The organism is Streptomyces sp. NPDC015171 (assembly GCF_043079545.1).
Lineage (GTDB): Bacteria > Actinomycetota > Actinomycetes > Streptomycetales > Streptomycetaceae > Streptomyces.
On record NZ_JBIBUO010000004.1, the window covers coordinates 271,022 to 295,517 of the forward strand.

23 protein-coding genes are annotated in these 24,496 nt (G+C 72.4%); 11 read left to right on the forward strand and 12 right to left on the reverse strand.

The window, feature by feature from the left end; translation table 11 throughout:
* The first annotated feature begins 279 nt into the window (after window positions 1-279).
* Genes ACF073_RS13370 through ACF073_RS13390 form a run of 5 tightly spaced genes read left to right on the forward strand, consistent with a single transcriptional unit; the run spans window position 280 to window position 4,105 of the window.
* Complete coding sequence (locus ACF073_RS13370) at window positions 280-495, forward strand: hypothetical protein (RefSeq protein WP_392069370.1); 216 nt, start codon at window positions 280-282, stop codon at window positions 493-495.
* A 30-nt stretch (window positions 496-525) separates the two neighbouring features.
* Window positions 526-1,272 (forward strand): DNA repair protein RecO, encoded by a 747-nt coding sequence (gene recO / locus ACF073_RS13375; RefSeq protein WP_392069372.1) that lies wholly within the window; start codon window positions 526-528, stop codon window positions 1,270-1,272.
* Window positions 1,273-1,298: 26 nt separating this feature from the next.
* Window positions 1,299-2,147: an isoprenyl transferase gene (locus tag ACF073_RS13380; protein ID WP_392069374.1), complete on the forward strand. Its 849-nt coding sequence runs from the start codon at window positions 1,299-1,301 to the stop codon at window positions 2,145-2,147.
* Window positions 2,148-2,187: 40 nt separating this feature from the next.
* The gene (locus tag ACF073_RS13385; protein ID WP_392069376.1) at window positions 2,188-3,513 is read left to right on the forward strand and encodes a histidine-type phosphatase; all 1,326 of its coding nucleotides are present in this window, start codon (window positions 2,188-2,190) and stop codon (window positions 3,511-3,513) included.
* A gap of 58 nt (window positions 3,514-3,571) precedes the next feature.
* Window positions 3,572-4,105, forward strand: coding sequence for a YcxB family protein (locus ACF073_RS13390; RefSeq protein ID WP_392069378.1), 534 nt, complete (start codon window positions 3,572-3,574; stop codon window positions 4,103-4,105).
* 4 nt (window positions 4,106-4,109) lie between these two features.
* On the opposite strand, the gene ACF073_RS13395 is transcribed toward ACF073_RS13390, so the two are convergent.
* From ACF073_RS13395 to ACF073_RS13410, 4 genes are read right to left on the reverse strand one after another with little or no spacing between them, the layout of a single operon-like run.
* Window positions 4,110-4,526, reverse strand: a complete 417-nt coding sequence (locus ACF073_RS13395; protein ID WP_392069380.1) for a Fur family transcriptional regulator — start codon at window positions 4,524-4,526, stop codon at window positions 4,110-4,112.
* 58 nt (window positions 4,527-4,584) lie between these two features.
* Window positions 4,585-5,487 carry a metal ABC transporter permease gene (locus ACF073_RS13400; RefSeq protein ID WP_392069382.1) on the reverse strand — a complete coding sequence of 301 codons (903 nt, stop codon included), beginning with the start codon at window positions 5,485-5,487 and terminating at the stop codon, window positions 4,585-4,587.
* Window positions 5,487-6,254: a metal ABC transporter ATP-binding protein gene (locus tag ACF073_RS13405; protein ID WP_392069384.1), complete on the reverse strand. Its 768-nt coding sequence runs from the start codon at window positions 6,252-6,254 to the stop codon at window positions 5,487-5,489. Before ACF073_RS13405 ends, ACF073_RS13400 begins: the two co-directional genes overlap by 1 nt.
* A 20-nt stretch (window positions 6,255-6,274) precedes the next feature.
* The gene (locus ACF073_RS13410; protein ID WP_392069385.1) at window positions 6,275-7,234 is read right to left on the reverse strand and encodes a metal ABC transporter substrate-binding protein; all 960 of its coding nucleotides are present in this window, start codon (window positions 7,232-7,234) and stop codon (window positions 6,275-6,277) included.
* A 160-nt stretch (window positions 7,235-7,394) separates the two neighbouring features.
* Here ACF073_RS13410 and ACF073_RS13415 point away from each other — a divergent pair, with 160 nt between their 5' ends.
* The gene (locus ACF073_RS13415) at window positions 7,395-8,777 is read left to right on the forward strand and encodes a glycine--tRNA ligase (protein WP_392069387.1); all 1,383 of its coding nucleotides are present in this window, start codon (window positions 7,395-7,397) and stop codon (window positions 8,775-8,777) included.
* 65 nt (window positions 8,778-8,842) lie between these two features.
* Here ACF073_RS13415 and ACF073_RS13420 read toward each other — a convergent pair whose 3' ends face one another.
* Window positions 8,843-9,895, reverse strand: a complete 1,053-nt coding sequence (locus ACF073_RS13420) for a chitinase (RefSeq protein ID WP_392069388.1) — start codon at window positions 9,893-9,895, stop codon at window positions 8,843-8,845.
* A 158-nt stretch (window positions 9,896-10,053) separates the two neighbouring features.
* On the opposite strand from ACF073_RS13420, the gene ACF073_RS13425 reads away from it, so the two are divergent.
* Complete coding sequence (locus ACF073_RS13425; protein WP_392069390.1) at window positions 10,054-11,073, forward strand: aldo/keto reductase; 1,020 nt, start codon at window positions 10,054-10,056, stop codon at window positions 11,071-11,073.
* 16 nt (window positions 11,074-11,089) lie between these two features.
* On the forward strand, window positions 11,090-11,680 hold the full coding sequence (locus tag ACF073_RS13430) for a TetR/AcrR family transcriptional regulator (RefSeq protein ID WP_392069392.1): 591 nt from the start codon (window positions 11,090-11,092) through the stop codon (window positions 11,678-11,680).
* Here the strand turns inward: ACF073_RS13430 and ACF073_RS13435 are convergent.
* The 3 genes from ACF073_RS13435 to ACF073_RS13445 form a co-directional block, all read right to left on the reverse strand.
* Window positions 11,667-12,077: a hypothetical protein gene (locus ACF073_RS13435; protein WP_392069394.1), complete on the reverse strand. Its 411-nt coding sequence runs from the start codon at window positions 12,075-12,077 to the stop codon at window positions 11,667-11,669. The genes ACF073_RS13430 and ACF073_RS13435 overlap by 14 nt on opposite strands.
* Before the next feature lie 151 nt (window positions 12,078-12,228).
* A complete protein-coding gene (locus ACF073_RS13440) occupies window positions 12,229-12,501 on the reverse strand; it encodes a hypothetical protein (protein ID WP_392069395.1) in 273 nt (90 codons plus the stop codon).
* A 113-nt stretch (window positions 12,502-12,614) separates the two neighbouring features.
* Window positions 12,615-14,042, reverse strand: coding sequence for an MFS transporter (locus ACF073_RS13445; protein WP_392069397.1), 1,428 nt, complete (start codon window positions 14,040-14,042; stop codon window positions 12,615-12,617).
* 100 nt (window positions 14,043-14,142) lie between these two features.
* On the opposite strand from ACF073_RS13445, the gene ACF073_RS13450 reads away from it, so the two are divergent.
* The gene (locus ACF073_RS13450; RefSeq protein ID WP_392069399.1) at window positions 14,143-15,027 is read left to right on the forward strand and encodes a helix-turn-helix transcriptional regulator; all 885 of its coding nucleotides are present in this window, start codon (window positions 14,143-14,145) and stop codon (window positions 15,025-15,027) included.
* Between the two features lie 12 nt (window positions 15,028-15,039).
* On the opposite strand, the gene ACF073_RS13455 is transcribed toward ACF073_RS13450, so the two are convergent.
* Window positions 15,040-16,491 (reverse strand): MFS transporter, encoded by a 1,452-nt coding sequence (locus ACF073_RS13455; RefSeq protein WP_392069400.1) that lies wholly within the window; start codon window positions 16,489-16,491, stop codon window positions 15,040-15,042.
* A gap of 87 nt (window positions 16,492-16,578) precedes the next feature.
* On the reverse strand, window positions 16,579-18,048 hold the full coding sequence (locus ACF073_RS13460) for an MFS transporter (protein WP_392069402.1): 1,470 nt from the start codon (window positions 18,046-18,048) through the stop codon (window positions 16,579-16,581).
* Window positions 18,049-18,103: 55 nt separating this feature from the next.
* Between ACF073_RS13460 and ACF073_RS13465 the strand changes: the two genes are divergently transcribed.
* Both ACF073_RS13465 and dusB read left to right on the forward strand, forming a co-directional pair.
* Entirely contained in the window at window positions 18,104-18,961 is an 858-nt protein-coding gene (locus tag ACF073_RS13465) for a helix-turn-helix transcriptional regulator (RefSeq protein WP_392069404.1), read from the forward strand.
* Between the two features lie 50 nt (window positions 18,962-19,011).
* Window positions 19,012-20,145, forward strand: a complete 1,134-nt coding sequence (gene dusB / locus ACF073_RS13470) for a tRNA dihydrouridine synthase DusB (protein ID WP_392069406.1) — start codon at window positions 19,012-19,014, stop codon at window positions 20,143-20,145.
* On the opposite strand, the gene ACF073_RS13475 is transcribed toward dusB, so the two are convergent.
* Window positions 20,146-21,909, reverse strand: a complete 1,764-nt coding sequence (locus ACF073_RS13475) for a CDP-alcohol phosphatidyltransferase (RefSeq protein ID WP_392069983.1) — start codon at window positions 21,907-21,909, stop codon at window positions 20,146-20,148.
* A 642-nt stretch (window positions 21,910-22,551) separates the two neighbouring features.
* Window positions 22,552-24,489, reverse strand: a complete 1,938-nt coding sequence (locus ACF073_RS13480) for a glycogen debranching N-terminal domain-containing protein (protein WP_392069408.1) — start codon at window positions 24,487-24,489, stop codon at window positions 22,552-22,554.
* Window positions 24,490-24,496: the final 7 nt, after the last annotated feature.

Consider the following 24,496-nt stretch of genomic DNA (forward strand, 5'->3'; position numbering starts at 1 on the left):
CCGGTCAGTAGCGCGACCATAGGAGGGGCTGTGAGGGCGGTCAAGACAGCGCACACGAATGGCGCAGCTCGCAGGTCGCACCGGGATCCCGCAGAGTGTAGAGGCGCAGCGTCACGCCGGATGCGCGAAGCGTGAAACTCGGAGAGGACGGGGAGCCAGGCTGAAGGCGCGGCGCACCACCCGCGCGGCGCCGTGTGCCTGAGAGGCGGAGGAGACGTTGAAGGAATCGCGGTCGGCTCTCGAACAGGCCGGGGTCGCTCTCCCGTCGGGGGCGGGGCGGTGAAGCCCTCCGTCGGCAGCCATGTGATGGACACCCGGACCGGGAGGGTCGGCATCGTCATGGGGCACGAGGGACCGTACGTACAGCTGCGGCCGTACGGCGGAGGGCGGGAGTGGGACGCGGAGCCGGCCGCGCTGCGCGGCGCGACCGCCGCCGAGCGGCTGAGCGCGGCGACCGCCCATGCCAACGCCCGCAGCCGCGGAGAGGCGCTCTGACCGCTTCCGGCATGGGCGAGAATGGTGGCCATGAGCCTGTTCCGCGACGACGGCATCGTGCTGCGCACCCAGAAGCTGGGTGAGGCGGACCGGATCATCACGCTGCTCACGCGCGGTCACGGGCGGGTACGCGCCGTCGCGCGCGGCGTGCGGCGCACCAAGTCCAAGTTCGGCGCCCGCCTGGAACCCTTCTCCCACGTCGACGTGCAGTTCTTCGCCCGGGGGAGCGAGCTGATCGGGCGCGGGCTGCCGCTGTGCACCCAGAGCGAGACGATCGCCCCGTACGGCGGCGGGATCGTCACCGACTACGCGCGGTACACCGCCGGGACGGCCATGCTGGAGACGGCCGAGCGGTTCACGGACCATGAGGGCGAGCCGGCCGTCCAGCAGTACCTGCTGCTGGTCGGGGCCCTGCGGACGCTCGCCCGGGGCGAGCACGCCCCCCATCTCGTCCTCGATGCCTTCCTGCTGCGGTCCCTGGCCGTCAACGGCTACGCGCCCAGCTTCACCGACTGCGCCAAGTGCGGGATGCCCGGCCCGAACCGGTTCTTCTCGGTGGGCTCCGGCGGCTGTGTCTGCGCCGACTGCCGGGTGCCCGGCAGCGTCGTACCGTCCCCGCAGACCCTGCTGCTGCTGGGCGCGCTGCTTACGGGAGACTGGGAGACGGCGGACGCCTGCGAGGCGCGGTACGTCCGCGAGGGCAGCGGACTTGTGTCCGCCTACCTGCACTGGCATCTGGAGCGCGGCCTGCGCTCCCTGCGGTACGTAGAGAAGTAGTTCACGGTCGAGGAGACGAGAAGGACATGGTCGTACGCGGGATCCTGGGGCGTCAGCGGCGCGAGTACGAGGCTCCGGAGCCGCACCCGTCCGGCGCCCGCGCGCCCAAGCTCCCGGGCGAGCTGGTGCCGAGCCACGTCGCGATCGTCATGGACGGCAACGGACGGTGGGCCAAGGAGCGCGGCCTGCCGCGCACCGAGGGGCACAAGATCGGCGCCGAGCGCGTGCTGGACGTGCTCCAGGGCTCGATCGAGATCGGTGTGCGCAACATCTCCCTGTACGCCTTCTCCACCGAGAACTGGAAGCGCTCGCCCGACGAGGTCCGCTTCCTGATGAACTTCAACCGCGACTTCATCCGCAAGACCCGCGACCAGCTCGACGCCCTCGGCATCCGGGTGCGCTGGGTGGGCCGGATGCCCAGGCTGTGGAAGTCGGTCGCCAAGGAACTGCAGGTCGCCCAGGAGCAGACCAAGGACAACGACCTGCTCACCCTGTACTTCTGCATGAACTACGGCGGCCGTGCCGAGATCGCCGACGCGGCGCAGGCCCTCGCCGAGGACGTGAAGGCGGGCCGGCTCGACCCGTCGAAGGTCAACGAGAAGACGATCCAGAAGTACCTGTACTACCCGGACATGCCGGACGTCGACCTGTTCCTGCGCCCGAGCGGCGAGCAGCGCACCTCCAACTACCTGCTCTGGCAGAGCGCGTACGCCGAGATGGTCTTCCAGGACGTGCTGTGGCCCGACTTCGACCGCCGTGACCTGTGGCGGGCCTGCCTCGAGTTCGCCTCCCGCGACCGCCGCTTCGGCGGAGCCGTCCCGAACGAGGAACTCCTCGCGATGGAGGCCGCGATGAAGGGTGATTCCACCTCGTAGCCACGCGGGATTCACCCGGGCCGCCGAGGATGCGGGACTCATGAGACGACTCGCTCCGGCCCTCGCCCTCGGCGCCCTGCTGCTCACCGCCCTGCCCGCGCACGCGGCCGACGGCCCCGCACACCGCGAGAGCTACGGCACGAAGGCGCCGTACGCGCCCCGGCAGAACCCGCGCGGCTATCAGAAGGCCCCGGCCGGCTTCGCCCCGGTCTTCACCGAGAACGTGTCCCGGCACGGGTCCCGGACGGCCACCGACAGCGAGGACGGGGACCTGATCCTCGCCCTGTGGGACAAGGCCGAGGAGGCGGGGCAACTCACCCGCGGGGGCGAGGAGTTCGGGCCGAAGGTACGCGCCCTGCAGGCCGCCATGGCGAAGGCCGGCTACGGCAGCCTGAGCGGACGCGGGCGGCAGGAGCTGGCGGACGCGGCCGTGCGCATGGAGCGGCGGCTGCCGTCGCTGTTCGCGGAGATCGCCGACACCGGCGAGAAGATCGACGTCGTCAGCTCCGGGCAGGGGCGGGCCGTGGACAGCGGCACCGAGTTCACGCACGCGCTCGCCGCTGCCGCCCCCGGCCTCGAGCCGCTGATCGGTCCCGCCCGCACCGACAAGGACCTGCTGTACTTCCACAAGGCGGCGGGCGGCGCCGCCTACCGCGACTACATCGAGAACGACCAGCGCCTCAAGGACACCCTGAAGGGCATCACCGACCAGCCGAGGACCCGTAAGGCCGCCCGGAGCGTCCTGCGGAGGATCTTCACGGAGCCCTTCGTCGCGCGGATCCCGGACCAGGCCGGCGCCGCCCGGGCCGTCTACAACCTGTACGCCATCGCCCCGGCGATGAGCGAGGAGAGCCCGGACGGCCAGGGCTGGGGCATGGAGCGCTACCTCTCCCGCACCGACGCCGCCTGGTTCGGGTACCTGGGCGACGCCGAGGACTTCTACGAGAAGGGCCCCGGCTTCGCCGGCAGCGACATCACGTACCGGATGGCCGGCGTCCTCCTCGACGACCTCTTCCGGCAGGTCGAGGCCAAGCGGAACGGCACCAGCGACCTCGGCGCCGAACTCCGCTTCACCCACGCCGAGGAGATCATCCCGCTGGCCGCGCTGATGGGCCTGCCGGGCAGCACCCGGCCCGCGGCGCCGGGCGAGCCGTACACCTACGCCGGCAACCCCTGGCGGGGCGCGTCCGTGGCTCCGCTCGGCGCCAACATCCAGTGGGACGTGTTCAAGAAGGGCGACCGCTACCTGCTGCGCATGCTCTACAACGAGAAGGAGACGGCCTTCAAGGCGGGCTGCCGCCCGATCACGAGGGGCAGCGCCTTCTACGACCTGGACGAACTGGAACGCTGCTTCGGACGCGGCTGAGACCGCCGCGGGCCGCGGTTACGATCACCGCTCAGTGTCGTCGGACCGGGGAGGGGCCATGACCGAGGAGCGTGCCGCGGAGCGGCCGAAGAGCGACGTCGTGCTGGAGTACGAGCAGCAGCAGGGCGACCTGGCGGAAGCGATCGCGCTGATCGTGCGCAAGAGGAAGTCCGGCCTCGTCTTCCGGCCGCCCGTCATCATCACCCTCGGGCTGCTGGGCGTGGCGTTGCTGGCGCTGGAGGCGGGGACGGGCGATCTGGACGTCTATCCGTTCGGCATCGTCCTGTACGCCGTGCTGCTGTACTTCTGGCCGCGCCTCGCCGGGCGCCAGATGATGAAGGCCGTCGCGCACCAGGGGCCGTTGCGGGTGACCGTGGACGAGGAAGGGGTGCGGACGGCGGGGGCCAAGGGGGACGCACGGATGCTGTGGAGCAACTTCGGCAGCTACGCGGAGGGGGACCGCGTGTTCGTGCTGCGCAGCCCCGACCGCGCGGGCAGCTGCGCCAACGTCCTGGTCAAACGGGGCGCGGGGGACCCGGCCGACATCGACCGCCTCCGCGCCCTGCTCGACAGCCGTCTGCCGAGGGTGTAGCGCCTCAGGCGGTTCCCGACGCGCACTCGGCGCATGTGCCGAAGATCTCCACGGTGTGGGCCACATTGACGTACCCGTGCTCCGCGGCGATCGCCTCGGCCCACTTCTCCACCGCCGGACCCTCCACCTCCACCGCCCTGCCGCAGGCGCGGCAGACCAGGTGGTGGTGGTGTTCGCCGGTCGAGCAGCGGCGGTACACGGACTCGCCGTCGGACGTGCGCAGGACGTCGACCTCGCCGGCGTCGGCGAGGGACTGGAGCGTGCGGTAGACGGTGGTGAGCCCGACCGAGTCGCCCTTGTGCTTGAGCATGTCGTGCAGGTCCTGCGCGCTGCGGAACTCGTCGACCTCGTCCAAGGCCGCCGCCACGGCTGCACGCTGGCGGGTCGCGCGGCCCTTCACGGGCGGTCCAGCGGTCGTCACCGTTGCCTCCTTCGATCGCTCGTGCCCGGGCCATTGTGCCAGCCCGGGCCACCGGCGGTCAGACGCCGACCTCGTCGCCGGCCCCGCGCGAGGCCGGAATCGAGCACTCCGCCGGGTCGCCCGCGGGTTGCGCGGCGGCCGCCGCGCGGGCGCGTCGCCGGGCCAGCGGGGCGGCCAGCGCGGTCAGCGCGATGAACGCGGCGATCGTCAGCAGCACGATCGTGGCGCCCGGCGGGACGTCCTGGTAGTACGACGTGATCGTGCCGCTGACGGTCACGGCGATCCCGATCACCACCGCGAGCACGAAGGTGACGGTGAAGCTGCGGGTGAGCTGCTGCGCCGCCGCCACGGGGACGACCATCAGCGCGGACACCAGCAGCAGGCCCACGACCCGCATGGCGACCGTCACCGTCACCGCCGCGGTGACCGCCGTCAGCAGGTTCAGGGCGCGCACCGGCAGACCGGTGACCCGGGCGAACTCCTCGTCCTGGCTGACCGCGAACAGCTGGCGGCGCAGGCCGAGCGTGACCAGCAGCACGAACGCGGCCAGCACGCAGATCGCGTTCACGTCGGACGGGGAGACCGTGGACAGCGAGCCGAACAGGTACGACGTCAGGTTGGCGTTGGAGCCGCCCGGCGCGAGGTTGATCAGCATCACACCGCCGGCCATGCCGCCGTAGAAGAGCATCGCCAGGGCGATGTCCCCGCGGGTCCTGCCGTACCAGCGGATCAGCTCCATCAGCACCGCGCCGAGGACGGAGACGGCCGTCGCCGTCCACACCGGGGAGGTGGAGAGGAGGAAGCCGAGGCCGACACCGGTCATGGCCACGTGCCCGATGCCGTCGCCCATCAGGGCCTGGCGGCGCTGGACCAGGTAGATGCCGACCGCGGGCGCGGTGATGCCGACCAGCACGGCGGCCAGCAGCGCCCGCTGCATGAAGGCGTAGTTCAGGAAGTCCATCAGCTCAGCAGTCCCGTGCGGATCGGTTCGGTGCCCGCCGGTGCGTGCGGGTGTACGTGGTCGTGGCCGGGCAGCGCGTGCTGGCCGACCGCGCGCGGCGGCGGCCCGTCGTGCAGCACACAGCCGTCCCGCAGGACGACCGCCCGGTCGATCAGCGGCTCCAGCGGGCCCAGTTCGTGCAGGACGAGCAGGACCGTGGCACCGGCCTCGACCTGCCCGCGCAGCGTGCGGGCCAGTACCTCCTGGCTGGCCAGGTCGACGCCCGCCATCGGCTCGTCCATGATCAGCAGTTCGGGCTCGGCGACCAGCGCGCGGGCGATCAGCACCCGCTGGTGCTGGCCGCCGGAGAGGGCGCCCACCGAGTCCTTGGCGCGGTCCGCCATGCCGACCAGGTCGAGGGCCCGGTGCACGGCCTCCCGGTCGCTCTTGCGGAAGACACCGAAGCGGGTGCGGGACAGGCGCCCGGAGGACACGATCTCGGCCACCGTCGCGGGAACGCCGCCCGCGGCCGTCGTGCGCTGCGGTACGTAGCCCACGCGCGCCCAGTCCCGGAAGGACCGGCGCGGGGCGCCGAACAGCTCGATCGTGCCGCCGCTGACCGGCACCTGGCCGATGATCGCGCGGATCGCCGTGGACTTGCCGGAGCCGTTGGCGCCCAGGAGCGCGACGACCTCGCCGCGGCCGACGGTGAGGTCGATGCCGCGCAGCACGGGACGTGCGCCGAGTTCGGCGGTCACCCCGCGCAGGGCTATGACGGGCTCTTTCATGGTGGTGTCCTCCGTGCCGGTCACTTGGCGCCCAGGGCCTGCTGGAGCGCCTTGAGGTTGGCCTCCTGGACCGCGAAGTAGTCCTTGCCGCGGGACTTGTCCGTGATGCCTTCGAGGGGGTCGAGGACGTCGGTCCTCAGGCCCGCGTCGGCTGCGACGGTCCGCGCGGTCTTGTCGCTGACCAGGGTCTCGTAGAAGACGGTGGTGACACCGTCGGCCGCGGCCATCTTCTCCAGGTCCCTGACCCGGGCGGCGCTCGGCTCCGACTCGGGGTCGAGGCCGTTGATCGCCTCCTCGGTGAGTCCGTAGCGCTCGGCGAGGTAGCCGAAGGCGGCGTGCGTGGTGATGAAGACCTTGCTCTCCGTGTGCGCCAGCCCCTTCTCGAACCGGGCGTTCAGCTCGTCCAGCCGCTTCACCAGGGCCGCGGTGTTCTTCTTGTAGTCGGCGGCGTGCTCGGGGTCGGCCTTCTCGAAGGCCCTGCCGACCCCCTCGGCGACCTGGGCGTACTTCACCGGGTCGAGCCAGATGTGGGGGTCCTTGCCCGAGCCTTCGCCGCCGGCGTGGGTGTCGTGCTCGGCCGCGTGGCCGCCGACCTCGTTGCCGTGCTCCTCCAGCGCGGTCAGGGAGGCCGCGTCGATCTTCGTGGCGACCGGGGACTGGGCCACCGCGTCGTCGACGGAGGGCTGGAGGTTCTTCAGGTACAGGACCGCGTCGGACTCCTCGAGCGAGGCGATCTGCCGGGGGCTGATCTCCAGGTCGTGCGGTTCCTGGCCGGGGGAGGTGAGCGTGGTGACGTGGACGTGGTCCCCGCCGATCCGCTCGGCGAGGAAGGCCATCGGATAGAACGACGCGACGACGTCGAACTTGCCGGTGCCGGTCGCTGCGGTGCTCTCGCCCGAGCAGGCGGAGAGCGTGCCGATCCCGAGTGCGGTGACCGCGGCGACCGCGGCGGCGGGTATGAGGCGTCGTCGTACGTTCATGACAGTCATTTTCAACAAATATGGAAACCGTTGTCAACAACGCTCATCAGGTGGTCTGAGCGGGGGCCGATTTGGTCGTGGGGGAGCCTGCGCCGGTAACCTGAATCATTCGCTGGAAGCATCTCGCTTCAACGCCCGTCGTCGTAATGAAGAGAGCACCGTGGCCGCCGACAAGATCGACACCATCGTCAGCCTGAGCAAGCGCCGTGGCTTCGTTTTCCCGTGCAGTGAGATCTACGGCGGACAGCGTGCCGCCTGGGACTACGGACCGCTGGGTGTCGAGCTCAAGGAGAACATCAAGCGTCAGTGGTGGCGCTACATGGTGACGTCGCGCGAGGACGTCGTCGGTATCGACTCGTCCGTCATCCTGGCCTCCGAGGTGTGGGTCGCCTCCGGCCACGTCGCCACCTTCACGGACCCGCTGACCGAGTGCACCTCGTGTCACAAGCGGTTCCGCGCCGACCACCTGGAGGAGGCGTACGAGGAGAAGAAGGGCCACGCCCCGGCCAACGGCCTGGCGGACATCAACTGCCCGAACTGCGGCAACAAGGGCCAGTTCACCGAGCCCAAGCAGTTCTCCGGCCTGCTCTCCACGCACCTCGGCCCGACCCAGGACTCCGGTTCCGTCGCGTACCTGCGCCCCGAGACCGCCCAGGGCATCTTCACCAACTTCGCCCAGGTGCAGACCACCTCGCGCCGCAAGCCGCCGTTCGGCATCGCGCAGATGGGCAAGTCCTTCCGCAACGAGATCACGCCCGGCAACTTCATCTTCCGCACCCGCGAGTTCGAGCAGATGGAGATGGAGTTCTTCGTCAAGCCGGGCGAGGACGAGAAGTGGCAGGAGTACTGGATGGAGCAGCGCTGGAACTGGTACACCGGCCTGGGCCTGCGCGAGGAGAACATGCGGTGGTACGACCACCCGAAGGAGAAGCTCTCCCACTACTCCAAGCGCACCGCCGACATCGAGTACCGCTTCCAGTTCGGCGGCAGTGAGTGGGGCGAGCTCGAGGGCGTCGCCAACCGCACCGACTACGACCTCGGCGCCCACGCCAAGGCCTCCGGCCAGGACCTCTCCTACTTCGACCAGGAGGCCGGGGAGCGCTGGACGCCGTACGTCATCGAGCCCGCCGCCGGTGTCGGCCGCACCATGCTGGCCTTCCTGCTCGACGCGTACGTCGAGGACGAGGCGCCGAACGCCAAGGGCAAGATGGAGAAGCGCACGGTGCTGCGCCTCGACCACCGCCTCGCCCCGGTGAAGGTGGCGGTGCTCCCGCTGTCCCGCAACCCGGAGCTGTCCCCGAAGGCCAAGGGTCTCGCCCAGGCGCTGCGGCAGAACTGGAACATCGAGTTCGACGACGCCGGCGCCATCGGCCGCCGCTACCGCCGCCAGGACGAGATCGGTACGCCGTACTGCGTGACCGTCGACTTCGACACGCTCGAGGACAACGCCGTCACCGTGCGCGAGCGTGACTCGATGAAGCAGGAGCGCGTCTCCCTCGACCAGATCGAGGGCTACCTGGCGCAGCGTCTGCTGGGCGCCTAGTCACCCACCCCGGATGCCGGGCGAGCCGATGTCGGCCCGCCCGGCATCCGTGTGTCCGCCCGCGCTCAGCGGCCCTGCAGCGCCTTGACGTTGTCGCCGAAGGTCCAGTTCTTCGCGCCGTCCCAGTTGACGGACCAGGTCATCAGGCCCTTGAGCGAGGTGCCGTAGTGCTTCCACGCCTGGGAGACCAGGGACGGTGACATGTAGCCTCCGCCCGCGCCGGACTGGGCGGGCAGGCCCGGCACCTGCTTGTCGTACGGCACCTTCACCGTCGTGCCCTGGACCACCAGCCCCTTGTTCAGGCAGTCGGTCTGCGCGGTGAAGCCCTGCACCGTGCCGGCCGAGTAGGAGTCGCCGGAGCAGCCGTACATGCTGCCGTTGTAGTACTGCATGTTCAGCCACCACAGGCGGCCGTTGTCGGCGTACTTCTTGATGACCGGCAGGTAGGCGCCCCAGATCGAGCCGTAGGTGATGCTGCCGCCGGTCACGTAGGCCGTCTCGGGGGCCATCGTCAGGCCGAAGTTCGACGGCATCTGGGCGAGGATCCCGTCGATGATGCGGATCAGGTTGGCCTGGGAGGCGGAGGGCTGGTTGATGTTCCCGCTGCCCGTCAGGCCCGTCTCGATGTCGATGTCGATGCCGTCGAAGTTGTACCTCTTCACGATCGGGACGATCGTCGCCACGAAGCGGTCGGCGACGGCGGACGAGTTCAGGTCGATGCCGGCCGTCGCGCCGCCGATGGAGAGCAGGATCGTCTGGCCGGACGCCTTGGCCGCGCACATCTCGGCGGGCGTGGCCACCTTCACGCCGGCGTCCATGCCGTCCTCCCACAGCGCCGTGCCGTCGGAGCGGATCACCGGGAAGGCCGCGTTGATCACGTTGTAGCCGTGGGCGGGGATGCGGGAGTCGGTGATCGGGGTCCAGCCGAAGGGCGGGTGGACGCCGTTGGCGGAGCCGTCCCAGTTCTCCCAGTAGCCCTGGAGCACCTTGCCGGCCGGCCGTGACTTCACCGCGCAGGTGTCGGCGGCGGAGGCGGCGGGCGCGGCGGCGATGGCGAGCGGGGCGAGCACGGCGGTGGTCAGGGCGGCGGTGAGCAGGCGGAGGGTGCGGCGGAGCATCGGGCCTCCCGGTGGGGGAATCGGCGAGGTGTCGTAGACATGACACTGCTCTTGGTCCAGACCTGTCGTCAATAGGTCTGGACCAATTGGGCGCACCCGCTGACAGCTATGGAATGACAGATATTGAAATCTGTCAGCCGTCATGTCATGGTGGAGGCATGACGACGCACACCCGAAACCTCGGAACCACCGGCCCCCGTGTCTCCGCCCTCGGCCTCGGCTGCATGGGCATGTCCGCGCTCTACGGCGACGCCGACCGCGCGGAGTCCGTCGCGACGATCCACGCCGCCCTGGAGGCGGGCGTGACCCTGCTGGACACCGGCGACTTCTACGCCATGGGCCACAACGAGATGCTCATCGGCGAAGCCCTGCGCAGCGCGCCCCCCGCCCTGCGCGAACAGGCCCTGACCAGCGTCAAGTTCGGCGCCCTCCGCGACCCCGAGGGCGGCTGGAGCGGCTACGACGGCCGCCCGGCGGCCGTGAAGAACTTCGCCGCCTACTCCCTGCAGCGCCTCGGCGTCGACCACATCGACGTCTACCGGATCGCCCGCCTCGACCCGGACGTGCCGGTGGAGGAGACCGTCGGCGCCATCGCCGAACTGATCGAGCGGGGATACGTCCGGCACGTCGGCCTGAGCGAGGTCGGCGCCGAGACCGTCCGCCGGGCCGCCGCCACCGCCCCGATCGCCGACCTCCAGATCGAGTACTCGCTGATCTCCCGGGGCATCGAGCGCGAGATCCTGCCGACCACCCGCGAGCTGGGCATCGGCATCACCGCCTACGGAGTGCTCTCCCGCGGCCTGATCTCCGGCCACTTCACCCGCGACCGGCAGCTGGCCGCGCACGACTTCCGTGCCCACTCGCCCCGCTTCCAGGGCGAGAACCTCCAGCACAACCTGGACCTGGTCGAGGCCCTGCGCAAGATCGCCGAAGAGAAGGGCGCGACGGTCGCGCAGACCGCCATCGCCTGGGTGCTCTCCCGCGGCGAGGACATCGTGCCGCTCGTCGGCGCCCGCACCCGCGAGCGGCTCGGCGAGTCGCTGGGCGCGCTGGAGGTCACGCTGGACGCGGCCGACCTCGCGGCGATCGAGCAGGCCGTCCCGGCGGACGCGGCGGCCGGCGACCGCTACCCCTCGGCGCAGATGGCACACCTCGACAGCGAGCGCCCTTCCCGGTGACGGGTACGGTCTAGGCATGCCACCGACCAGCGAGACCCTGACCGCCGAGCGCATCCTCGAAGCCACCGAGGAGGTGCTGCGCCGGCACGGCCCGGCCAAGGCCACCGTGGTCGACGTGGCCCGCGCGCTCGGCGTCAGCCACGGCAGTGTCTACCGGCACTTCCGGACCAAGGCGGTGCTGCGCGAGGCGGTCACCAAGCGCTGGCTCGACCGGACGTCGGCGAAGCTCGCCGGGATCGTCGTCGCCGGCGGCAGCCCCGAGGAGCGGCTGCGGGCCTGGCTCGCGGCCCTGTTCGAGGCCAAGCGGCACAAGGCCGGCGACGATCCCGAGCTGTTCGCCACCTACACGGTGCTGACCGACGAGAACGTCACGGCGGTCGGCGAGCACATCGACGACCTGACCGGGCAGCTGACCCGGATCATCGAGGACGGTGCCGGGTCGGGCGCCTTCGACGCGCCCGACCCGGCCGCCGCTGCCCGAGCCGTCTTCCACGCCACCGGCCGCTTCCACGACCCCGGTTACGCCCGGGAGTGGCAGCGGCCCGGCGTCCAGGAGGAGTTCGAGGCGGTCGTGAACCTGCTGGTGCGCGGGCTCAGTTCACCTTGACCGTCACGGTGGGCGAGTAGACCTTCCCGGACGAGTGCAGGCTCGCGACCCGCAGATGCTCGGTGCCCTTGGTGTTGAGCCTGGCGATCAGGGCGTACGAGCTGCCCTTCTTGATCTTGGAAGTCGCCCGCAGCGAGGTCCACTTGCCGGACTTCTCGTGCTGGAGCACCAGCGGGTCGCCGATCTTCAGGCCCTTGGTGCGCCCGGTGAACACGACCTGGTCACCGGCCTTCACCTCGGACTTGTCCGCCTTGGCGCTGATCGTGGCCGTGCCGTCGGCGGGGCTCGCGGCGGAGCCGGCGGCGAGCGCTCCGGCCGTCCCGCCGGCGAGCAGCGCCATGGACAGGGCGCCGGTGCCGAGCGCGCGCAGGCAGTGGTGACGGAGTACGGAGGTCATGTGTGTCTCCCGTCCTGTCGCTCGATGGACCTTCCCAGGCTGGCGCCCGCCCGGGGACCCGGCCACTCGGGACGGCCGGCCGGAGCTTCGGATTGCGGTGAGAACCGCAGGCCGGAACGGGTGGAACGGTTTCCGTACGCACACCGCGCTCCTACCCTCGGCCCTCGGCGGGACGGCTGCCCGACGGCGGCCGGGGTCCTCGGCGTGCGGGCTGCCGGGGTGCGGCCGGGTCCACCGTCGCCTGATGGGCCTCGGCCAGGTGCTCCTCCGCCTTCAGCCAGGGCAGGAACTGGGCGCCCTTGCGCCAGCCGCAGGTGTCGCACCTGATCGTGCGCTGCATCCCGGTGCGCTCCACCCGGACCACGTGTTCCCGGCCGTGCCCGTCCCAGCGGCTGACCTTGCTCGTGCTGTTGTCCTGCGGCATGACGCCTCCCCGTGTCCGGCACACCCGACCGCAAGGAGTGTGCAGCAGGACCGGCCTCGGCAGGAGGCGGTTCACGGGATGCCGGCCGAGCCGTGGCCTCGGCCCGGCCCGTCTCAGCCGACCGTCCGGGGCAGCCGCAGGCTCAGCAGGCCGGTCAGCACGATCCCGGCCAGCTGCACCAGCAGCGTGGTGACCAGCGCGTCCCGCATGCCCAGATGCGGGACGAGGGTCAGGAACAGGGTGCCGAGCGTGGCCACGCCCAGGCTCAGGGCCGCCTGCTGGGTGGTGACCATCACACCGCTGCCGACGCCGGCCCGGGCGGGCGGCACCTCGGACATCACGATCCGCAGCACATTGGGCAGCTGGAGCGCCTGCCCGGCACCGGCCACGGCCGCGCCCGGCAGCAGCGCGCCGAGGCCCAGGTGCGGCCAGTACCGCAGGGCGGCCAGCACGATCAGCAGCACGCCCACGCCCTGGAGCACGGCTCCGGCGGTGACCACCCGGGTGCCGTACCGGGAGATCAGCCGGGGCCCGGCGAGCGAGACGAACAGGAACGCGAGGGCCATCGGGGTGAGCGCCAGTCCGGCCGGCACCGGACCGAGCCCGGCGCCCCGCTGCAGCGCCAGCGCGATCATGAACATGAACCCGCTGAAGCCGATGGAGAACGGCACCATCAGCTCCAGACCGCGCCGCATGGACGGCACCCGGAACAGGCTCGGCGGCACCAGCGGGGTGCGCCCGGCGCGGTCCGCCCGCCGCTCCACCGTCCAGAAGGCGGCCACGGCGAACGGGAACGCGGCCAGCGAGAGCCAGGTCCACAGGGGCCAGCCGGCGGCCCGGCCCTCGGTGAGCGGCGCGAGCAGCGTCAGCAGGGACACCGCGAGCAGCACCGTGCCCGGCCCGTCCACGGGCTCCGGGCGGTGCGACCGCGTCTCCGGCACGAACCGCGCGGCGAGCACCAGGCCCAGCACGACCACCGGCACATTGACGAGGAAGATCGCCCGCCAGCCGGTCCCGGCGAGGTCGGCGGCGACCAGCACCCCGCCGAGTATCTGCCCGGCCACCATGGACAGCCCGGCCGTGGCGCCGTACAGGCTCATGGCCTTGGCGCGGCGCGGGCCGCTCGTGGCGGCCTGGATGGTGGCGAGCACCTGGGGCAGCATCGCGGCGGCCGAGGCGCCCTGGGCGACCCGGGCCGCCACCAGGGTCCAGGCGCCCGGCGCCAGTCCGCAGGCCAGCGAGGTGAGCCCGAAGGCGGCCATGCCGCCGAGGAACAGCCGGCGCCGGCCGAACAGATCCCCGAGCCGGCCGCCCAGCACGAGCAGCACGGCGTACGCGACGCCGTACCCGGCGACGACCAGTTCCAGCACGGCCTCGCCGGCCGTGAGATCGGTGCCGATGGCCGGCAGGGCCACGTTGACGATGAAGAAGTCGACCAGCGGCAGCGCGGCGGCCAGCAGGACGGTGAACAGCCCGGGCCCGCCGAGCGCGGGCGGTGCGGCCGTTTTCGAGGCGGCCGGGACGGTGACGGTTTCACTCATGCCCCGAGCCTGCGGGATCGCCGAGCCGGGTACCAGAGTGTTCTGATCCTGGTACAAGGACCACCTGGCAACAGGATCGGCCCGGCGGCACCCTGGAGGTATGACGACCATGGCCCGGCAGACCGCCGCCCCGCCGACCGCTAGGGGCTCGGAGATCAGGCGGCACGAGCTGGCCGCCTTTCTGCGCAGCAGGCGCGAGCGCATCACGCCCGAGCAGGTCGGGCTGGTGCGCGGCGCCCGCCGCCGTACGCCGGGACTGCGCCGCGAGGAGGTCGCCCAGCTCTCCGCCGTCGGGGTCACCTGGTACACCTGGCTGGAACAGGCCCGCGACATCCAGGTCTCCGTGCAGGTCCTGGACGCCCTCGCGCGCGCCCTGCGGCTGGACGCCAGCGAACGCACCCATCTCTTCCAGCTGGCCGGCGCCACCGACCCGACCCCGGCCGCGAGCTGCCCGAACGTCACCCCCGCGCTGCGCGCGATGCTGACCCGTCTCGAACCCATCCCGGCCTGCATCCAGAACAGCCGGTACGACATCCTCGCCTACAACCGCACCTACGGCCGCCTCATGGGCGACCTGGACGCGATCCCGCCCGAGGACCGCAACTGCCTGCTCCTCGTCCACACCGACAAGGACTGGCAGGCGGCCGTCGTCAACCTGGACGAGACCCGGCGCCTGATGGCGGCCCGGCTGCGCGCCTCCCTGGCCGGCCACCTCGGCGAGCCCGCCTGGAAGGTGCTCCTCGGGCGCCTCGAGGAGATCCCGGAGTTCCGCGAGAACTGGGAGCGCTACGAGGTGGTCGGCACCCGCTCCAAGACCAAGGAGTTCCTCAACCCGTACGTCGGCCACCTCACCGTGGAGCACACCGATCTGTGGCTCGGCCCCCGGCTGGGTGCCCGGATGGTGACGTACACGCCGGTGGACGACGACACCTGGGAGCGCGTGGAGCGGCTGCACGCGCTGGCGTCCGCGGCGCCGGTGAGCTGACCGGCGCGGGCGTCAGGTCCGCTCCGCCGCGCCCACGGCCTCGCGGATCTCCGCCGACTCCAGGCTCCCGGCCGTCCGCTCGGCGGTCCGGCGGGCCCAGCGCCCGCTGGTCAGCAGGCCGAGGACGAGGACGGCGAGACCGCAGCCGGTGAGGATCCACCAGCCGGGGCGGGCGGCCGAGACGAACGCCTGCCGGTACGGCGAGGAGCCGATGCCGGAGGCCAGCACGGCGCCGACCACCGCGACACCGAGCGTCTGGCCCAGCTGCCGGCTGGTGGAGGCGACCGCGGCGGCCACACCGGCCTGGGAGCGGGGCATGCCCGACACCGCCGTGTTGGTGATCGGCGCGTTCACGAAGCCGAAGCCGATGCCGAAGAGGGCGTAGCCGGCGAAGAGGGTGGCGTCGGCCGTCTCCGCCTCGAAGACCGCGAAGAGGACGCCGCTCGCGGTCATCGCCGTACCGGCGACGAGCAGGGGGAGGCGGGGGCCGCGGCTGCCGACCAGGCGGCCGGAGAGCGGGGCGCACAGGAACGTCGGCACGGCCATCGGCAGCATCCACAGGCCGGCGTGCAGGGCGTCCAGGCCGCGCACGTTCTGCAGGTACAGGGTGGACAGGAAGAGGAAGCCGCCCAGGGCCGCGAACGCGCTGATCGCTATCACGGTGGCGCCGCTGAACGGGGCCGAGCGGAAGAAGCGCAGGTCGATGAGGGGGTCGGTGCGCCGGGGCTCGTACCACAGCAGGGTCAGCAACGCCGCCGCCGCGATCACGGCGAAGGGGGCGACCGTGCCGGCGCCCGCGTCCGGCGCCTCGATGATCGCGTACGTCAGCGAGCCGAACAGGGCGATCACCAGCAGCTGGCCGAGCGGGTCGGGGCGGCGGGCCCTGGGCGCACGGGACTCGGGGACGAAGCGGAGGGTGAGCAGGATCGCGGCGATGCCGACCGGGAGGTTGATCCAGAAGATCGCGCGCCAGCTCACCGACTGCACGAGCAGGCCGCCGACCAGCGGACCCGCCGCCATCGAGATGCCGACCACCGCGCCCCAGACGCCGATCGCGCGGGCGCGTTCCCGGGCGTCGGTGAAGGTGTTGGTGATGATCGACATCGCGACCGGGTTGAGCATCGAACCGCCCACGGCCTGGACCATGCGGAACACGATCAGCTGGTCGAGGCTGGGGGCCACGGAGCAGAGCAGCGAGCCGACGGAGAACACCACGAGGCCCGCGATGAAGACGTGTTTGCGCCCGATCCGGTCGGCCGTGGAGCCCGCGAGCATCAGCAGCGAGGCCAGGACGAGCGTGTAGGCGTCGATCGTCCACTGCAGCCCCGAGGTGGTGGCGTGCAGGTCGCGCTGCATGGAGGGCAGCGCCACGTTGAGCACGGTGTTGTCGAGACTCACGATCAGCAGGCTCATGCAGCAGATCGCGAGGACGAGCAGACGTCGGCGAGGGCTCAGGTCCGGCATCCGTCCATCCTACGACGATTTCGATAGTGCATCTAACTAATGACTGTTACATGATCTTTGACGGCGGCCGTTCCCCGCCCGCCCGGCTCAGCCCGGCACCCGGGGCAGTCGCAGGCCGAGCAGCCCGAGCCCGGCCAGCCCCGCCGCCTGCACCGCGAGCACCACCGCCAGCGCCCCGCGCATCCCCGTGCCGGGTACCAGGGACAGGAACAGCGAGCCGAGCGTCGCCACCCCGACCGCCAGGCACGCCTGCTGCAGCGTGGCCGCGAGCCCGCTGCCCGCGCCGGCCAGCCGGTCCGGGACCGCGGCCAGCAGGAACCGGAAGTACAGCGGCAGCTCAAGGCCCTGCCCCACGCCGCACAGCACGAGACCCGGGGTCAGCGCGAGCGGGCTCAGCCGAGGCCAGGGACCGGACAGCACGGTCGCCGCCATCGTCGCGAGGCCCGCGAGGTGCACCACCGCCGCCAGCGACACCGCCCGCCCGCCGAACCGCCGCACCGCGCGCGGGGCCAGCATCGACGCGGCGAACTGCGCCACGCCCATCGGCACCAGCGTCAGCCCCGCCCGCAACGCCCCGTACCCGAGGCCCTGTTGCAGGGTCACCGCGGTCACGAACATCCAGCCCGCGAAACCGGTGAACACCGGCAGGCCCAGCAGCAGGCCCCGCCGCACCGCCGCGGTGGCCAGCAGTGACGGCGGCAGCAGGGGGCTGCCCCCGGCACGCTCCGCCCGCCGCTCCACCGCGCGGCAGCCCAGGGCGAGCAGCGGCGCCGCGCCCAGCAGCAGCACCGACCACAGCGGCCAGCCCGCCGCCCGGCCCTCGGTCAGCGGCAGCAGCAGCGCGCTCAGCGCCGCCGCCAGCAGCGCCGTACCGGCCAGGTCCGCGCGCGCCGGCCGCTCCGCCCGGCTGTCCGGCACCGACCGCAGCGCACAGCCGAACGCGGCCACCGCCACCGGCACGTTCACCAGGAACACCGCGCGCCAGCCGGTACCCGCCGCGTCCGCCGCGACCAGCACCCCGCCCAGCACCTGCCCGAGCACGACGGACACCCCGCCCACCGAGCCGTACAGCGCGACCGCGCGGGCCCGGCGCTCGCCCGACGTCGTGGCGTGGATCGTGGCCAGCACCTGCGGAAGCAGCGCCGCCGACGCGGCGCCCTGTGCCGTCCGCGCCGCCACCAACCAGCCGGCACCGGGCGCCAGACCGCAGGCCAGCGAGGTCAGCCCGAAGCCCGCCACGCCCCACAGGAACAGCCGCCGCCGGCCGTAGGAGTCCCCGAGCCGGCCGCCCAGCACCAGCAGCACGGCGTACGCCACCGCGTATCCGGCCACCACCGTCTCCAGGGTCGCCGGGGACGCGTGCAGATCGTGCTCGATCGCCGGCAGCGCCACGTTCACCACGAAGAAGTCGATCATCGGCAGCGCGGTGCCGAGGAGGAGGGTGAGCAGGCCGAGCGGGCGCAGGGCCGCCCGCTGCGGGGCGGTCACGGAAGAGGTCGTCGTGGTCACGCACCCGACCCTGCGCCGCCGCCCAGCCGGGTACCAGGCGGCAGTCATCCAGGTACCGGCACCAACTGGAACAGGAGCCCGGCCGGACGGCACCCTGGGTGCCATGACCACGGCAGCGCCCGAGCAGACCACCCGGATCCGGCGCCGGGAACTGGCCGCCTTCCTGCGCAGCCGGCGCGAGCGGATCACCCCGGAACAGGTGGGCCTGCCCCGCGGCCCCCGCCGCCGCACCCCGGGACTGCGCCGCGAGGAGGTCGCCCAGCTCTCCGCGGTCGGGGTCACCTGGTACACGTGGATCGAGCAGGGCCGGGCCGCCCACGTCTCGGCGCAGGTGCTGGACGCCGTCGCCCGCGCCCTGCTCATGGACCCCGCCGAGCGCGCCCATCTGTTCGCCCTCGCCGGGACCGCCGACCCGCGCGCCGAGGCCGAGTGCCCGGTCGCCGCCCCGTCCGCGCTGAAGGTCGTCGAACGCCTCGCCCCCTACCCGGCCTCCCTGCAGAACGCCCGCTACGACGTCCTCGCCGCCAACCGCCCCTTCGCGCGGATCTTCGGCGACCCGGCCGAGCTGCCGCCGGCCGACCGGAACTGCCTGTGGCTGCTCGCCACCAGCGAGCGCTGGAAGCGGGACTTCCTCGACCGGGACGAGATGCTGCGCGACCTGATCGCCAAGTACCGGGCCGGCATGGCCGAGCACATGGCCGAGCCGGCCTGGAAGGAGCAGCTGCAGCGGCTGCTGCGGGCCTCCGCCGAGTTCCGCGCGCTGTGGGAGCGGCACGAGGTGGCGCCGATGTCCCCGCACGTCAAGCGGTACCTGCACCCGCTGGTCGGGCTGATCAGGCTGGAGCACCGGAACATGTGGCTCGCCCCGCAGAGTCCGGCCCACCGGGTGGTCGCCTACCTCCCCGCCGACCAGGAGAGCGAGCGGCGGCTGGAGCTGCTGGCCGGGCTGCCGCAGGAGTGAGGGACAATGGGTGCTTGCCCTGTGCCGTACATCCGTCCCGGAGACCCGCGATGACCCACCCGCTCACCATCGGCCCGCACGCCGTCGTGCCGCCCGTCGTGCTCGCACCCATGGCGGGGATCACCAACGCGCCCTTCCGCACCCTGTGCCGGGAGTTCAGCGGCGGCAAGGGGCTGTTCGTCAGCGAGATGATCACGACCCGGGCGCTGGTCGAGCGCAACGAGAAGACCATGCAGCTGATCAGGTTCGATGCGAGCGAGCAGCCGCGCTCGATCCAGCTGTACGGCGTCGACCCGGCGACCGTCGGCAAGGCCGTCCGCATGATCGCGGAGGAGGACCTGGCCGACCACATCGACCTGAACTTCGGCTGCCCGGTCCCGAAGGTCACCAGGAAGGGCGGCGGGTCCGCGCTGCCGTACAAGCGCAACCTGCTGCGGTCCATCCTGCGCGAGGCCGTCTCCGGCGCCGGTGACCTGCCGGTGACCATGAAGATGCGCAAGGGCATCGACGACGATCACATCACCTACCTCGACGCCGGCCGGATCGCCGTGGAGGAGGGGGTGACGGCCATCGCCCTGCACGGCCGCACGGCCGCCCAGCACTACGGCGGCACGGCCGACTGGGAGGCCATCGCACGTCTGAAGGAGCACGTCCCGGAGATCCCCGTGCTCGGCAACGGCGACATCTGGTCGGCCGGGGACGCGCTGCGGATGGTCCGCGAGACCGGCTGCGACGGGGTGGTCGTGGGCCGCGGCTGCCTCGGCCGGCCGTGGCTGTTCGCGGACCTGGTGGCGGCCTTCGAGGGGCGTCCGCAGGACACGGCCCGTCCGGCCCTGCGCGAGGTCGCCGACGTCATGGTCCGCCACGCCCGGCTGCTCGGCGAGTGGAGCGGCGACGAGGCCAAGGGCGTCATCGACTTCCGCAAGCACGTCGCCTGGTACCTGAAGGGCTTCGCGGTCGGCTCCGAGATGCGCAAGCGGCTCGCCGTCACGTCCTCGCTGGCGGAGCTGCGCGCCGGCCTCGACGAGCTGGACCTCGACCAGGCATGGCCCGCCGGCGCCGACGGGCCGCGCGGGCGTACGTCCGGCAACAACCGGGTGGTGCTGCCGGACGGCTGGCTGAAGGACCCCTACGACTGCGCGGGCGTCGGCGAGGACGCGGAACTGGACACCTCCGGCGGCTGATCAGCCCTTCTTCGGGTGCGGGGTCGAGCCGTACGCCGTCAGGAAGCGGTCCCGGAAGGAGCTCATCTTCCACACCGGGGCGTCATGGGCGGGGCGCAGGCCGTCCGTCCAGCCCCAGTCGGCGATCTTGTCCAGCATCCTGGGGTCCTTGGCGACGACCGACACCGGCACGTCCCGGCTGGCGTGATTGCCGCTGACCCGGGCGATCGGCTGGTGGTCGCCGAGGAAGACCAGCACGGTGTTCTCGGTGCCGTAGCGCTGGAGCCACTCGGTGAGCGCGGTCACCGAGTACTGGATCGACTTGCCGTACTCCTCGCGGGACTTGGTGGTGTCGGCGATCACGTCGGCCGACTTGTTGCCGGCCGCCTCGATGCCCTTGAACACCGAGCCGTCCCCGAGCCGGTCCCAGTCGACCATCTTCGGGATGGGCGCCCAGGGCTGGTGGCTGGAGGTCAGGATCAGCAGCGACATCCGTGACCTGCCGTCGGCCGGCCGCTTGCTGTGCACCCGTTCCTGGTACTGCTGGAGCGCGTACTGGTCGGGCATGGTCGACCAGCTGAACTTCGGTCCCTGGTAGCCGAGCTGGAAGGCGTTGTAGACCTTGTCCAGGCCGTACCACTTCTGCTCCGGCCACCCCTTCTGCACGCCCGGCATGACCCCGACCGTGTCGAAGGCGCCGGTCTTCTTGAACGCGTCCGTCAGGCTCATGTGGTCGCTGGCCATGACCGTGCGGTAGCGCTGCTGGTTGCTGATCCACAGGCCGGACATGGTGGTGGAGTGGCCGAGCCAGCTGCTGCCGCCGTAGGTCGCCGAGGTCAGCCAGCCGCTCTTGGCGTGATAGCCGGCCTTGGCCAGGGCCCTGGTGCGGACGTCGAGCGTCCGGTCCACGCCGGGCGCCATCACGGGGTCCTCGATGGCGCTGCGGCCGTAGCTCTCGATGAACGTGAACACCACGTCCTTGCCGCGCAGATCGGGCACCAGCTGGCCGGCCGGGGTGTTCCCGAAGGCGTCCACCCGGGCCACCTTCCGGAACTCCGCCTCGTCCCGGAGCGTGTCCGAGACCCGGCGGGCCTGCGCCTTCAGCGCGGTCGCGGTGCTGTCGGAGGCGATGGGCACGCCCCCTATCTGCAGGCCGAGCGAGGAACAGGTGATCCAGACGACCCCGGCGACCAGGGTGCCCCGGGTCGCGGTGCCCGGGTGCCGGGCGAGCAGATTGCTCAGCCGGACCACGGCCAGCGCCAGCAGGGTGAAGACCAGCAGGACCAGGGCGATCACCGCGGCCACGGCGGCGAGGGTGGCGCCGCGGCCGAGCGAGTCCTCCAGATACGACTCCGCGTCGGTGAGCAGACTCCAGTCGAGGATCACGTTGAACTTGCGGCCCAGGTACTGGTCGAAGCCCATGTCGAGCGCGTTGAGCACGGTGGTGGCGCCGAGCAGCACCCCGGTCGCCGCCGCCACCGCCACCCGCGGCCGGCGCGGCAGCGCGAGCAGCACGGCGGCCCCGATGACGGCCTCCGCCGGTATCCGCAGGAACTCGGCCGGCCCGAGCCGGACGACGGTGTCGGGCATCACGAGCGCGGCGACCACGAGGACGGCGGCGAGCACGGTGACGGCGACGGACAGGGTGCGGGCGGCGGCGGGATACCGCTCCCGCCATCGCCGCGTCCACGCCGACCAGACGGTCCAGGGCCGCCGGAAGGGGCGGGGGGCGGGTGCGGAGGTCTCTTCGGGGACCGTCTCCTCGGCCGACTGGAGCGCGCTCATGCCCTCCCGTACGGGCCGCCGGGAGACACCGTTCACGCGGCCAAGGCAAACACCTGGTCAACAGGGCGGCCGAGGCGCCCGAAGGGTCGCGGGCACCGCGCGCTCAGCCGCGGGCGGTCCGCACCCGTCCGTCGGCGGCCCCGCACCCGTTCCCGGGTGCTCCGCACCTGTCCGCGGGCGGTCCGCACCCGTCCGTCGGCGGCCCCGCACCCGTTCCCGGGTGCTCCGCACCCGTCCGCGGGCGGTCCGCATCTGTCCGTCGGCGGTCCGCACCTGTCCGTCGGCGGTCCGCACCTGTCCGCGGGCGGTCCGCACCCGTCCGTCGGCGGCCCCGCACCCGTTCCCGGGTGCTCCGCACCCGTTCGCGGGCGGCCCGCACCTGTCCGTCGGCGGCCCAGCACCCGTTCCCGGGTGCTCCGCATCCGTCCGCGGGCGGTCCGCACCTGTCCGTCGGCGGCCCCGCACCCGTTTCCGGGTGCTCCGCACCCGTCCGCGGGCGGCCCGCATCTGTCCATCGGCGGTCCGCACCCGTTCGCGGGCGGTCCGCATCCGTTCGCGGGCGGTCCGCATCCGTTCGCGGGCGGTCCGCATCCGTTCGCGGGCGGTCCGCACCCGTCCGCCGGCGGACGTACCGCCCGCCCCCTAGACGCCCCCCACCGCCGTCAGCAGGGCGAGCGGCGCGGCGGCCGACCGTGCCCCTCGCCCACACGCGTGCGGATAGGGCACCGGCGAGCCGTGCGGGACGCGCCCGTATCCGGCCAGCACCTCCGGCAGCCGGTGCCCCGCCGCCGTCGCCGCGTCGACCAGCGCGCGGGCGACCGTACGGGCCTCGTCGTGCAGCCCGTACCGGGCGAGACCGAGGGTGATCAGCGCGTTGTCATGGGGCCAGACGGAGCCCCGGTGGTAGGAGAGCGGATGGAACGCCGGCTGGCCGGAGGCGACCGTGCGCACACCCCAGCCGGAGAAGAAGTCCGGCTCCAGCAGCCGCCGGCCGACCACCTCCCCGTACTCCTTGTCCAGCAGCCCCGACCACAGCAGGTGCCCGGCGTCGGAGGCCAGCGCGTCGATCTGCCGGCCCCGCCCGTCGAGGGCCAGCGCCGGGAAGGACCGCTCCCGCATCCAGAAGTCCCGCTGGAAGCGGTCCCGGAGGTCGGCCGCGGCCTGCTCCAGCAGCGCGGCGTACGTCTCGTCGGCCCACACCGCGCGGGCCACCCCCGCCGTGCGGCGCAGCGCGTCGTACGCGTAGCCCTGGGCGCCCGCCGCCATCACCGCGCCGGTGGGCCGGCTGCCGTCGGCGCAGCAGATCGCGCCGGGGGAGTCCTTCCAGTTCTGGTTGGCGAGGCCGCCCTCGTCGGCGCGGTAGACGAGATAGCCGCGCGAGGTCAGCCCGCCGTGGTCCAGCATCCAGCCGATCGCCGCGCGGGCGTGCGGTTCGAGACGGCGGGCCAGCGCGGTGTCCCCCGTCTGCTCGACGTACGCGCCGAGCAGGATCAGGAACAGCGGGGTGGCGTCGACCGAGCCGTAGTAGCGGCCGAACGGCACCTGGCCGAAGTGGGCCAGCTCCCCGTGCCGCACCTCGTGCACGATCTTGCCGGGCTGGGCGGCTCGTGACGGACCGGCGCCGGTCGCCTGTGTCGCGGCCAGGGCGAGCAGCGTGGCGGCGGCCGGCCGGGAGCGGTAGGGCAGCGCGAACAGGGAGGTCAGCAGCGCGTCGCGGCCGATCAGGGTGAGGAACCAGGGCACGCCGGCGGCCGGCACCCGCAGCTCCTCGCCGTCCGGACCGGTGGCCGGGACCTGGAGCGCCGCCAGATCGGCGAGGCCCCGGGCGCAGGCGGCGGCCAGCTCGGGCCAGCCGGTCGGGAAGGCCACGCCCTCCATGAACTCCTCTTCCCGCGCGCGGAGTTGACCGTGTATGGCGGCGGGGTCGCGGGGCACGCGCAGGGCGCGTCTGTCCCCGTGCGGGCGGGCGATCACCCGCAGCAGCAGCTCGGTCGTGCCGTGCGGGGCCAGATCGAGGGTCCACACCAGGCGGCGCGCGCCGGTCCCCGTCTCCTCCACGGCCTCCGGGGCCGGGTCGGCCGTGATCGTCGTACAGGACCGCCATTCGGCGCGGTGGTAGCTGAACTCGATGCCGTCGTCGAGGACCTGGCGGGAGCGTACGGCGCCGGCCTTGACGTAGGTGCGGTGGTCGGAGCGGAGTTCGAACTGGTCGGTGAAGTCGGCGTCGACGGTGAGCGCGAGCCGGACCGTGCTGGGTACCGGGCGGTTGCTGGTCACCTTCACCGACTCCGCGAACGAGCTGTCCCCGACGGCCTGTTCACGGAAGAGCGTGTGGGCGGGCGGCTCCTGCCGGCCGCCGCGCGGGACCAGCACGCAGCGGGCCGCGTCGCCGTCCGTCACCGGGGTGAGCACCTCCGGCACCGCGCCGTCGGCGGTGAGCTGCCAGCGGCTCAGGTGCCGGGCGTCCCGGACGAACAAGCCGTCCGGGGAACTGCCGCCGCGCACCCCGCTGATGTCACCGCGGTCGCCCACGGCGGCGAAGGTGGCGCCGTGCACAAGCAGATGATGCCGGTCCGTCATCCCCGGT

Excerpts from the sequence above, each read along its gene's own strand:
- ACF073_RS13450 (WP_392069399.1), top strand. The coding sequence starts at position 14,143 with ATGACGACCATGGCCCGGCAGACCGCCGCCCCGCCGACCGCTAGGGGC.
- ACF073_RS13435 (WP_392069394.1), bottom strand. The coding sequence starts at position 12,077 with ATGACCTCCGTACTCCGTCACCACTGCCTGCGCGCGCTCGGCACCGGC.
- ACF073_RS13410 (WP_392069385.1), bottom strand. The coding sequence starts at position 7,234 with ATGAACGTACGACGACGCCTCATACCCGCCGCCGCGGTCGCCGCGGTC.
- ACF073_RS13480 (WP_392069408.1), bottom strand. The coding sequence starts at position 24,489 with ATGACGGACCGGCATCATCTGCTTGTGCACGGCGCCACCTTCGCCGCC.
- ACF073_RS13475 (WP_392069983.1), bottom strand. The coding sequence starts at position 21,909 with ATGAGCGCGCTCCAGTCGGCCGAGGAGACGGTCCCCGAAGAGACCTCC.
- ACF073_RS13400 (WP_392069382.1), bottom strand. The coding sequence starts at position 5,487 with ATGGACTTCCTGAACTACGCCTTCATGCAGCGGGCGCTGCTGGCCGCC.
- ACF073_RS13385 (WP_392069376.1), top strand. The coding sequence starts at position 2,188 with ATGAGACGACTCGCTCCGGCCCTCGCCCTCGGCGCCCTGCTGCTCACC.
- ACF073_RS13420 (WP_392069388.1), bottom strand. The coding sequence starts at position 9,895 with ATGCTCCGCCGCACCCTCCGCCTGCTCACCGCCGCCCTGACCACCGCC.
- ACF073_RS13465 (WP_392069404.1), top strand. The coding sequence starts at position 18,104 with ATGACCACGGCAGCGCCCGAGCAGACCACCCGGATCCGGCGCCGGGAA.
- dusB (WP_392069406.1), top strand. The coding sequence starts at position 19,012 with ATGACCCACCCGCTCACCATCGGCCCGCACGCCGTCGTGCCGCCCGTC.
- ACF073_RS13460 (WP_392069402.1), bottom strand. The coding sequence starts at position 18,048 with ATGACTGCCGCCTGGTACCCGGCTGGGCGGCGGCGCAGGGTCGGGTGC.
- recO (WP_392069372.1), top strand. The coding sequence starts at position 526 with ATGAGCCTGTTCCGCGACGACGGCATCGTGCTGCGCACCCAGAAGCTG.
- ACF073_RS13445 (WP_392069397.1), bottom strand. The coding sequence starts at position 14,042 with ATGAGTGAAACCGTCACCGTCCCGGCCGCCTCGAAAACGGCCGCACCG.
- ACF073_RS13430 (WP_392069392.1), top strand. The coding sequence starts at position 11,090 with ATGCCACCGACCAGCGAGACCCTGACCGCCGAGCGCATCCTCGAAGCC.
- ACF073_RS13380 (WP_392069374.1), top strand. The coding sequence starts at position 1,299 with ATGGTCGTACGCGGGATCCTGGGGCGTCAGCGGCGCGAGTACGAGGCT.
- ACF073_RS13425 (WP_392069390.1), top strand. The coding sequence starts at position 10,054 with ATGACGACGCACACCCGAAACCTCGGAACCACCGGCCCCCGTGTCTCC.
- ACF073_RS13390 (WP_392069378.1), top strand. The coding sequence starts at position 3,572 with ATGACCGAGGAGCGTGCCGCGGAGCGGCCGAAGAGCGACGTCGTGCTG.
- ACF073_RS13440 (WP_392069395.1), bottom strand. The coding sequence starts at position 12,501 with ATGCCGCAGGACAACAGCACGAGCAAGGTCAGCCGCTGGGACGGGCAC.
- ACF073_RS13455 (WP_392069400.1), bottom strand. The coding sequence starts at position 16,491 with ATGCCGGACCTGAGCCCTCGCCGACGTCTGCTCGTCCTCGCGATCTGC.
- ACF073_RS13405 (WP_392069384.1), bottom strand. The coding sequence starts at position 6,254 with ATGAAAGAGCCCGTCATAGCCCTGCGCGGGGTGACCGCCGAACTCGGC.